We start from the raw sequence: 9768 nt of genomic DNA on the forward strand, positions 1-9768 counted from the left end.
GGGTGGCCAGGTACTGTGAGCCGATCACCAGCCCCGCCACAATGGCGCTGAACCCCAACTGTTCATGGACGTAACCGGGCAACACCGCGATCGGCAGGCCGATGCAGAGGAAAGCGATAAAGGTATAGAACACGATGGAGACGATCTGCAGGGTGATCGCCATGGTGCTCTGCGGGGGCAGTTGCTGCGCAGACATGAGGACTCGTTCGCGGGCGGCGGTGGGAGAGTCGGCATGATGGCTTGGCGCTGGAACAAAAGGAAGCAGGCTAACTATTTTCCTGGCTATCCCGATTGTTGCTGATAGCCTGCTCGCGATTGTGTCGGTACTCGCATAACTACGGGCTCTGGAATGCAAAAAGCCCCGTCACATGGACAGGGCTTTTGCTTGAGGCTCGCGGCTTAACGCTGGCAGCTGCTCTTAGAGCACCACACCCTGACTACGCAGGTAGTCATCGTAAGTGCCGCTGAAGTCAGTCACGCCATTCGGGCTCAGCTCGATGATGCGCGTGGCCAGGGACGATACGAACTCACGGTCGTGGCTGACGAAGATCAGCGTGCCCGGGTAGTTCTCCAGCGCCAGGTTCAGCGCCTCGATCGATTCCATGTCCAGGTGGTTGGTCGGTTCGTCCATGATCAGCACGTTCGGCTTTTGCAGGATCAGCTTGCCGAAGAGCATGCGACCTTGCTCACCACCGGAAATCACCTTGACCGACTTGAGGATCTCGTCGTTGGAGAACAGCATGCGGCCCAAAGTACCGCGAATCATCTGCTCGCCTTGAGTCCACTGACCCATCCAGTCGAACAGGGTCACGTCGTCTTCGAAATCGTGCGCGTGGTCCTGAGCGTAGTAGCCCAGCTCTGCGGCGTCGGTCCACTTGACGCTACCGGCATCCGGGGTCAGTTCATTGACCAGGGTGCGCAGCAGGGTGGTCTTGCCGATACCGTTCGGACCGATGATCGCTACGCGCTCGCCGGCTTCAACCTGGAAGCTGAAGTCCTTGAACAGTGGCTTGCCGTCGAAACCTTTGGCCATCTTTTCGACCATGACCGCCTGGCGGTGCAGCTTTTTGTTCTGCTCGAAACGGATGAACGGGCTCACGCGGCTGGAAGGCTTGACCTCGGCCAGTTGGATCTTGTCGATCGCCTTGGCGCGGGAAGTGGCCTGTTTGGCTTTCGAGGCGTTGGCCGAGAAGCGGCTGACGAACGATTGCAGCTCGGAAATCTGCGCCTTCTTCTTGGCGTTGTCCGACAGCAGTTGCTCGCGGGACTGGGTCGCCACGGTCATGTACTCGTCGTAGTTGCCCGGGAACAGGCGCAGCTCGCCGTAATCCAGGTCAGCCATGTGCGTGCACACGCTGTTTAGGAAGTGACGGTCGTGAGAGATGATGATCATCAGACTGTTACGCTGAGTCAGGATGTTTTCCAGCCAGCGAATGGTGTTGATGTCCAAGTGGTTGGTCGGTTCGTCGAGCAACAGCACTTCGGGATCGGAGAACAGGGCCTGAGCCAGCAATACGCGCAGTTTCCAGCCTGGGGAGACTTCGCTCATCGGGCCGAAATGCTGTTCCAGTGGAATGCCCAGACCCAGCAGCAGCTCGCCAGCACGGGATTCGGCGGTGTAGCCGTCCATTTCAGCGAACTCGGTTTCCAGCTCGGCCACGGCCATGCCGTCTTCTTCAGACATTTCCGCCAGTGAGTAGATGCGGTCGCGTTCTGCCTTGACCTTCCACAGCTCTTCGTGACCCATGATCACGGTGTCGATCACGGTGAATTCTTCGTACGCGAACTGGTCCTGGCGCAATTTACCCAGACGCACGTTCGGCTCGAGCATGACCTGGCCGCCGGACGGATCAAGGTCGCCGCCGAGGATTTTCATGAAGGTCGACTTGCCGCAACCGTTGGCGCCGATCAGGCCGTAGCGGTTGCCCGCGCCAAATTTGACCGAAACGTTTTCGAAGAGCGGCTTGGCGCCGAACTGCATCGTGATGTTAGCTGTAGAAATCAAGAGTTTTTCCTGCGAAGCATTCTTAAATTGCGAGGGTGCGGCCGGAGCGCTGGGCCCGAGTCGAAGTGCGCTGAAGCGGGACAGTCCCGTCATCAACCAAGGGGGGCGCGTAAAGTTTGGCGGCGATTGTACTGGTCTGGCTCTTTAAACGATAGGGCGATGATGCCGCGCCTGCTGTTTGGCTGATTCAGCGGACAGTTTTTCACAGATGAGGTTCACCATCGGTTACAAAGTATGGCTAAAATGCCATCCATTCGCCCGGCGCCCACTCCGGCGTCGGCTCAAGGACGTGCCATCTGTTTCCAGACCACTGCATAAGACGCCCGGCCCCGAGCCGCCAGGTGCGCAGTTTGTTCACTTCTGACGTGTGACGATTTCCGTGAAACTCATCATTGCTGCTATTTATGTCATTTCCATTGCATACGTTCACCTGCGGGGGCGTGTGCGTCACAAACTGGGTCGGCAACTGAGCGATCACTCGACCTTCCTCGCACCGATCAACTGCTTCCTTTATTTGTTCTCGAAGATCCCCAGCAAGCCTTACCTGAATCCGGCGGAGTTTCCTGATCTCAGCCCGTTGCAGGCGCATTGGCAGGAGATCCGCGAAGAAGGTCAGAATCTGTTGCGTGCCGGCGAGATCAAGCGCTCCAACCAGTACGATGACGTCGGTTTCAACTCGTTCTTCAAAAGCGGCTGGAAGCGTTTTTACCTGAAGTGGTACGGCGAAAGTCATCCGTCGGCGATGAAGCTGTGCCCGCGCACCACGGAACTGGTGCAAAGCATCGGCTCGATCAAGGCGGCGATGTTCGCCGAACTGCCGCCGGGGTCGAAACTGGTACGGCACCGCGACCCCTATGCCGGTTCTTACCGCTATCACCTGGGCCTGGATACGCCCAATGACGCCGGTTGCTACATCAACGTTGACGGTGAGAACTATCACTGGCGCGACGGTGAGGCGGTGGTGTTCGATGAGACGTTCATCCATTACGCCGAAAACGCCACGGACAAGAACCGCATCATCCTGTTCTGCGACATCGAGCGCCCGATGAAGTACCGCTGGGCGGCGGCGTTCAACCGGTGGTTCAGCCGCACGGTAATGTCGGCGGCGGGTGCCCCGAATGATGCCGGCGACAAAACCGGCGGCATCAACCGCCTGTTTACCAGAATCTACAAGATTCGCCTGCGCGGCAAAGAGCTGAAAAAACGCAACCGCATGCGGTATTACCTGGAGAAATGGGCGATTTTCGCTGGCTTGCTGGCGATCTTCATCCTGATCTGAAGACCGCGGCGCCTGTGGGGCCGCCTTCGCGGGCAAGCCCGCTTCGACAGGGGCAGGTGTGATGCGCAGAACTCATTCACACCGCCAGAACCTGTGGAAGCGGGCTTGCCCGCGAAGGGGCCCTGACCATCGGCGCAAAAGATCAAGAAGCCTTCTTGGTCTTTTTCGCTGGGGCCGCCTTGGCCGGCTTCGCTGATTTTGCCTTGGGTTTTGCCGCTGCTTTCCCACCCAGACTGCGTTTGAGCAGCTCGGTCAAGTCGATAACATCCGCCGTTTTGCGCTCCTCTTCGCCACCCACAGTCTCGACATCCTCGATCTTGCCTTCATGGGCTTTCTTCTCGACCAGCGCCATGATCTTGGCTTCGAATTCGTCCTTGTAGTCTTCGGGTTTCCAGTCTGCGCTCATGTCTTCAACCAGGCGCCTGGCCATGTCCAGTTCGCCCTTGGCCAGTTGCGGCTTGGTCACTTCGCTGCCCAGATCCAGCTCGTCGAGCCCGCGGACTTCCTGCGGCCAGCGTAACTTCACCAGCACCAGTGCCGACTCCAGCGGCATCAGCGCGGCCAGATACTGGCGCGTATGCAGCACCACCCGAGCGAGGGCGACTTTGTTGGTCTTGCTCAGGGTTTCACGCAGCAGCGCGTAGACCTTGCCGCCCCGTTTGTCCGGTGCCAGGTAGTAGGGCGTATCGATGTTTTGCAGGGGAATCTGATCAGCCTCGACAAACGAGAAAATATCAATGGTCTGGGTGGACACCGGGTGCGCCGAGCGAATTTCCTCCTCGCTGAGCACCACATACCGACCTTTTTCGTAAGCCACGCCCTTGACGATATGGTCTTTGGTGACCTCTTTGCCGGTCACCTTGTTCACCCGTTTATAGCCCACCGGGTCCATGCTGCGGCTGTCGAGCCAGTCAAAGTCGACGCCTTGCCAGGCGGTCGCCGACACCAGCGCGACCGGGATGTGAACCAGACCGAAACTGATCGCGCCTTTCCAGATTGCCCGAGCCATGGTGTGTTCTCCAAGTGATGATCAGGTGACCTTGCGCGCGCCAAGAAAGTTTCCGCTGACTGCGCTTCAGCAGGCGCAGCAGTCAAGTCGTGTTACATGTTGTTTAAAGCGGACGGGTTAACAAATCCGAACCCTGAGCGTAGCGTGGACTCGAACGCTGCAACCCCAGCCCATTCCCTGCGCATCGAGAGGCTGCTTCATGAACCGCTTTCTGCTTGGCATCGTTGCCATGGCACTCAGTGCCGGCCTGGCTCACGCTGAAGCCCCGAGGCCATCCGCGCCGTTGCTGCTTGCGCAAAGTCCTGCCGGCAACAGCAACAATCCCTATAACAGCCCGATTCGCCGGGCCAACCCCAACAGCATGCAGGGCACCCAGCCCAGTACGCCGCCCATGCGCGGGCCGAACACCGTACCGACACCGCGTCAGCCCACCGTAGAGAACCGCGGTATCGGCAACGGCCTGCCGATTCGCTCAGTGCCGGCCACGCCACCCACGTTCATTCCCAACCCGCCCTCGCGGGATACCGGCAGCAACCGTTGAACGGCAGGACCGCGTTCTGTCAGCCTTTCAAATGACAAAAGGAATCGTGCATGTTGCGTAAAACCCTTTTAGCCAGCCTGTGCGCCGGCGCGCTGATCAGCGTCCCGGTACATGCCGCCGCCCCCAAGGCGCTGCAAAGCGAACAGGGCAGTCTTGAAGTCACCACTCTGGCCCAAGGGCTGGAGCATCCCTGGGCGCTGGCCTTTTTGCCTGATCGGCAAGGCGTGCTGGTGACTGAGCGGCCGGGCAACCTGCGGGTCGTCGCGGCCGACGGCAAGCTGTCCGCGCCCATCGACGGGGTCCCGGAAGTCTGGGCCAAGGGGCAGGGCGGTTTGCTCGATGTCGTGTTGTCGCCGGACTTCAAGGCCGACCGGCTTGTGTATCTGTCCTACGCCGAGGGCGGTGCTGAAGGGGGCAAGGCCGGGACGGCGGTCGGGCGCGGGCGCTTGTCGGAGGACCTGAAGACCCTCAAGGACTTCAAGGTGATCTTTCGTCAGGAGCCGAAGTTGTCGGTGGGCAATCATTTCGGCTCGAGGCTGGTGTTCGATCGCGACGGTTATCTGTTTATCACCCTGGGCGAGAACAACGATCGGCCGACCGCACAGGACCTCGACAAATTGCAGGGCAAGATCGTACGTCTTTATCCCGACGGCAGAGTGCCGGACGACAATCCATTCGTGGGCCAGTCCGGCGTGCGCCCGGAGATCTGGGCCTATGGCATTCGTAACCCGCAGGGCGCGGCACTCAACCCATGGACGGGTACCCTGTGGGAAAACGAGCACGGGCCTCGGGGTGGCGATGAGGTGAATATCATCGAACGCGGGAAAAATTACGGTTGGCCGTTGGCGACCCACGGCATCAACTACTCGATGCAACCGATTCCCGAAGCGCAGGGTGAAACCGCTGAAGGCACGATCGCGCCGCATCATGTCTGGGAAAAATCGCCGGGCGTCAGCGGCATGACGTTCTATGACGGTGACCGCTTCAAACCGTGGCAACACAACGCGTTTATCGGCGCGCTGGCGACTCAGGAGCTGATTCGCCTGCAGTTCGATGGCGACAAGGTGGTGCATGAAGAGCGGTTGCTGGGCGAGCTGAAACAGCGGATTCGCGATGTGCGCCAAGGGCCGGATGGTTACTTGTATGTGCTGACGGATGAAGAGAATGGATCGCTCTACAAACTCGGCCTGAAGTAACACCTCCCAAGAAGGCAATCCACCTAACTCTGGCCAGGGGATTTATCCCCGTTGGACTGCGCAGCAGTCACCTGCTTCTCACAGGGAGCCGCTACGCGACCCAACGGGGATAAATCCCCTCGCCACAAAAGCAATCCTGCTCATTGCTCGCGGGTATACAACACCACCGCCGCTCGCAACTTGCCCCGGCCAAACCGGCACATCTTCTCGAACTCGCCATGACTGACCGGTACATGCTGGCAGTCCATGGGCTGCCGATGCTGGCTGTGATCGACATCGGGGTCATGCAGGTAAACGAAATCCTCGTCGCAGTCGGTCACCACCACCCAGTGCGGCGACTTGGAGCGGGTCAGCCGGTAACTGCTGATCAACACCAGAGGCTGCCCGCCCGTATCCAGCAAGCGGGGTAGATCCAGCGGTGTACCGATCAGACACTCGACATCGGTCTCGGCCAGCTGCGCGGTGAATTCCTCATGGACCAGGCGCATGACGTCTTTTTTATGCGCATCGCGCACGCCGTCGAGAAACAGGGGACCTGCCAGGCTGACTTGCAAGCGCACGCGAAAGCCGCGGCGCCACGCGGCCAGCGCCAGACCTTGGGGGCTGCAGCCACCGTGCCCGGAGGTCATGAACACTGTGGTTGCTTCACGCCAGAGCTGCAATTCTTCGCGTCGCTCCAGCAAGCGCTGCGATTGCAAAGCGCCCATGGCCATCAATAGACAGGCCGGGCCGCAAGTGAACTCGGTGGTTTGCGGGTAGTAGGGCACCTTTATGTTGCGTGAGTCGCGATGCTGAAGAATGCGTTTTTCCAGGCGCAAGGCGTCGGCATGGTCTTCGTAGTAATCATGAATCAGGGCAAAGCGCCGGTAGCCGTTACGTTCGTACAGGGCAATGGCGGCGGGGTTGTCGATCCGCACCTCAAGACGCAGGTAGGCGCAATCGTGTTCCAGGGCGATGGCTTCGATGCGTTGCAGCAGTTGCTTGCCCCATCCGCCGCCGCGCGCCTCGCTGGCGATTGCGATGGAGTACAACCGCGCCAGCGACGTGCCGCGATGAAACAGGACCAAGGCGTAACCGAGCAATTGGCCTTCGCGCTCCGCCACGAGCAACTGGCCATGGGCGCGAGTAATCATCCACTGAAAACTGCGCGCCGTGAGCCGGTCCGTGGTGAAACATTGCATTTCCAATGCCAGCAGCGCCGGCAAATCTTCAACTACCGCCAGACGAAAAACAGCACTCATATGACCACCGTAAAAGTTGCGTAACGAAACGGGACTTTCGAAAAACTTCGTGCTTAATAGAAATGGTCTTGTTCTCCAACGGATCAATCTCTATGTCAGCGGTACAGGGTCATTGGCGCGAAGTATCCGAGCAAAGTTTGCCGGCGGCAACTTATTTAAATTCAACGGCGAGAACTTCCAGTCAAGTGCTGATCATTGTCGAACGCAAGGAAGACTGGGCCTCGTATTTTCCCAGCGAAGGCATCGTCACCGCCCAGGAATATCTGGAACAGACCCGCGAAGCCGAACCCGGCAAGCGGGTGCAGGTGATCAATCTGTGCCGCAGTTACAAGTACCTGGGCCACGGTTATTACTGCTCGCTGTTGGCCGAAGCCCGCGGGCACAAGGTGATTCCGTCAGTACGCACGATCAGTGAACTGACCCGAAAGTCGCTGTACGGGCTGGCACTGGACGACCTGGATAAAACCCTCGAAAAAGCCCTCAGTCATCATCTCTACAGCGATACCGAAGGCTTTACCCTGACCCTTTATTTCGGCCGGACGCATATCGAACCGCTGCAGGATTTGGCCCGGCAGTTGTTTGAAGTGTTTCCGTGTCCGATCCTGTTAGTGGAGTTCGGTCGAACTAACGGCTGGCACATCGAAGGTATAAAGTCCGGCGCGCTGCACAAGTTGCGCGATGATCAGGAAGATCAGTTCGCCAATGCGCTGGATGGCTTCAGCCGTAAAATCTGGCGTGTTCCGCGTTCTCCGCAAGTGGCGCGGTATGACCTGGCGATCTTGCACGATCCGCAAGAAGCCTTGCCGCCTTCCAACGCCAAAGCGCTGGAGAATTTCGTCCGGGTCGGCAAGACCATGGGCATTGATGTCGAACTGATCGAGCGCAAGGACTATGCGCGCCTGGCCGAGTACGACGGTTTGCTGATCCGCGAAACCACCAGCGTCGACAACCACACTTACCGCTTCGCCAAAAAGGCTGAAAGCGAAGGGCTGGTGGTGATGGATGACCCGACGTCGATTCTGCGCTGCACCAACAAGGTTTACCTGACCGACTTGCTCAACAGCCATCAACTGGGCATGCCCGTCACCGAAATTCTCTACAAGGAGCGACCCGAAGACTTCGAGCGGGTGGGCGAGCGCCTCGGGTTTCCCTTGGTGCTGAAGATTCCCGATGGTTGTTTTTCCCGTGGTGTGATCAAGGTCGAGAGCCAGCAGGCCTTGCTCGAAGCCACCGCCGAACTGTTCGAGCACTCGGTGCTGTTGCTGGCCCAGGAGTTTTTTTACACCGAGTACGACTGGCGCATCGGCGTGCTCAACCGCAAACCGATCTTCGCCTGCCAGTACTTTATGTCCAAGGGCCACTGGCAGATCTATAACCACAAGGCCAAGGGCCAGGACGTCAACGGCGAGTGCCGGACGCTGGCGGTGCACGAGGCGCCCCGGGCAGTGGTCGAGCTGGCGGTGAAGACGGCCAACCTGATTGGCGACGGTCTCTACGGCGTCGATCTGAAACAGGCCGGCGACAAGGTGGTGGTGATCGAAGTCAACGACAACCCCAATCTCGACGCCGGCATCGAAGACGCGTATTTGCAGGACGATCTGTATTCACTGGTACTGGAAGAGTTCGTGCGACGGCTGGAACTGAAGCGTCGCGGCCAGGCCTGGTGACCTGCCGATGATCAACAGTTTCGCATTGAGCCACGGCGCCTTGCAGCGGGTTGAACGACTGGACGCCGAGGTGATGCTGTTCAGCAACCCGGACGCCGCCGAACGTGACTTGCTGCACAGCCATTTCAAGGTCGACGAGCACGCGCTGGCCTCGGCGCTGGATCCGGACGAGGTATCGCGGATCGAGTTTCACCCCGACCATCTGTTCCTGATCTGGAAGCGCCCGGAGAACTATTCTGGCGGTGGCAGCCTGGCGTTTGAGGTGTCCTCATGCGGTCTGCTGTTTGCGCCCGGGCAATTGCTGGTGATTGCCACTGACGACACACCCTTGCATGGCCTCGGTTCCCGGCAGCCGTTGAACACCCCGCTGGATGTGTTGCTTGATCTGCTGTTCAACAATATTCATCACTACCTGGGGCACTTGAAGGTGATCAAGCTGGTCGCTCGCGAGTTGCAGCAGAAATTCAATGCTTCGATGCAGAACCAGCATCTGATTCAGATGTTCAATCTCAGTGAGAGCCTGATTTATTACATCAACGCCTTACACAGTAATGGCGCGGTGCTGACGCGGTTGCGCAATCATGCCGAGAAGCAGCATTTCGGCAGTGAGGCGATCGGGTTGATTGATGATCTGATCATCGAGAACAACCAGTGCTACAAGCAGGCGGAAATCTACTCGACGGTGTTTTCCGGGCTGATTGATGCGCGGGGCAATTTGATGAACAACAGCATGAATAATCTGTTGCGCAAGCTGACGTTGATCAATGTGGTGTTTTTGCCGTTGAACCTGGTTGCGAGCATTGGCGGGATGTCGGAGTTCAGCATGATGA

At 58.7% G+C, this 9768-nt stretch carries 8 protein-coding genes and 1 pseudogene; 5 read left to right on the forward strand and 4 right to left on the reverse strand.

Annotated features, from left to right (window positions below; translation table 11 throughout):
• Both DBR24_RS04540 and DBR24_RS04545 read right to left on the reverse strand, forming a co-directional pair.
• Positions 1–196: pseudogene (locus DBR24_RS04540) on the reverse strand (MFS transporter); the annotation flags it as partial.
• Positions 197–418: 222 nt separating this feature from the next.
• Entirely contained in the window at positions 419–2005 is a 1587-nt protein-coding gene (locus tag DBR24_RS04545) for an ABC-F family ATPase (protein WP_123468932.1), read from the reverse strand.
• Positions 2006–2384: 379 nt separating this feature from the next.
• Here DBR24_RS04545 and lpxO point away from each other — a divergent pair, with 379 nt between their 5' ends.
• A complete protein-coding gene (gene lpxO, locus DBR24_RS04550; RefSeq protein ID WP_123469190.1) occupies positions 2385–3284 on the forward strand; it encodes a lipid A hydroxylase LpxO in 900 nt (299 codons plus the stop codon).
• Between the two features lie 142 nt (positions 3285–3426).
• Here the strand turns inward: lpxO and DBR24_RS04555 are convergent, their stop codons facing one another.
• Positions 3427–4293 (reverse strand): Ku protein, encoded by an 867-nt coding sequence (locus DBR24_RS04555; protein ID WP_128614036.1) that lies wholly within the window; start codon positions 4291–4293, stop codon positions 3427–3429.
• A gap of 199 nt (positions 4294–4492) precedes the next feature.
• Between DBR24_RS04555 and DBR24_RS04560 the strand changes: the two genes are divergently transcribed.
• Both DBR24_RS04560 and DBR24_RS04565 read left to right on the forward strand, forming a co-directional pair.
• Entirely contained in the window at positions 4493–4834 is a 342-nt protein-coding gene (locus tag DBR24_RS04560) for a hypothetical protein (protein ID WP_128614037.1), read from the forward strand.
• Positions 4835–4884: 50 nt separating this feature from the next.
• Positions 4885–6030 (forward strand): PQQ-dependent sugar dehydrogenase, encoded by a 1146-nt coding sequence (locus DBR24_RS04565; protein WP_128614038.1) that lies wholly within the window; start codon positions 4885–4887, stop codon positions 6028–6030.
• Between the two features lie 140 nt (positions 6031–6170).
• Here DBR24_RS04565 and DBR24_RS04570 read toward each other — a convergent pair whose 3' ends face one another.
• Complete coding sequence (locus DBR24_RS04570) at positions 6171–7271, reverse strand: GNAT family N-acetyltransferase/peptidase C39 family protein (protein WP_128614039.1); 1101 nt, start codon at positions 7269–7271, stop codon at positions 6171–6173.
• 92 nt (positions 7272–7363) lie between these two features.
• Between DBR24_RS04570 and DBR24_RS04575 the strand changes: the two genes are divergently transcribed.
• Positions 7364–8938: a RimK family protein gene (locus DBR24_RS04575; protein WP_128614040.1), complete on the forward strand. Its 1575-nt coding sequence runs from the start codon at positions 7364–7366 to the stop codon at positions 8936–8938.
• 7 nt (positions 8939–8945) lie between these two features.
• On the forward strand, positions 8946–9768 hold an 823-nt coding region (locus DBR24_RS04580; RefSeq protein WP_146188955.1), incomplete at its 3' end, for a magnesium transporter CorA family protein.

Source organism: Pseudomonas sp. HMWF006 (assembly GCF_003061205.1).
In the GTDB taxonomy this organism is placed as follows: domain Bacteria; phylum Pseudomonadota; class Gammaproteobacteria; order Pseudomonadales; family Pseudomonadaceae; genus Aquipseudomonas; species Aquipseudomonas monsensis.

Excerpts from the sequence above, each read along its gene's own strand:
- DBR24_RS04575 (WP_128614040.1), top strand. The coding sequence starts at position 7,364 with ATGTCAGCGGTACAGGGTCATTGGCGCGAAGTATCCGAGCAAAGTTTG.
- DBR24_RS04570 (WP_128614039.1), bottom strand. The coding sequence starts at position 7,271 with ATGAGTGCTGTTTTTCGTCTGGCGGTAGTTGAAGATTTGCCGGCGCTG.
- DBR24_RS04555 (WP_128614036.1), bottom strand. The coding sequence starts at position 4,293 with ATGGCTCGGGCAATCTGGAAAGGCGCGATCAGTTTCGGTCTGGTTCAC.
- DBR24_RS04560 (WP_128614037.1), top strand. The coding sequence starts at position 4,493 with ATGAACCGCTTTCTGCTTGGCATCGTTGCCATGGCACTCAGTGCCGGC.
- DBR24_RS04565 (WP_128614038.1), top strand. The coding sequence starts at position 4,885 with ATGTTGCGTAAAACCCTTTTAGCCAGCCTGTGCGCCGGCGCGCTGATC.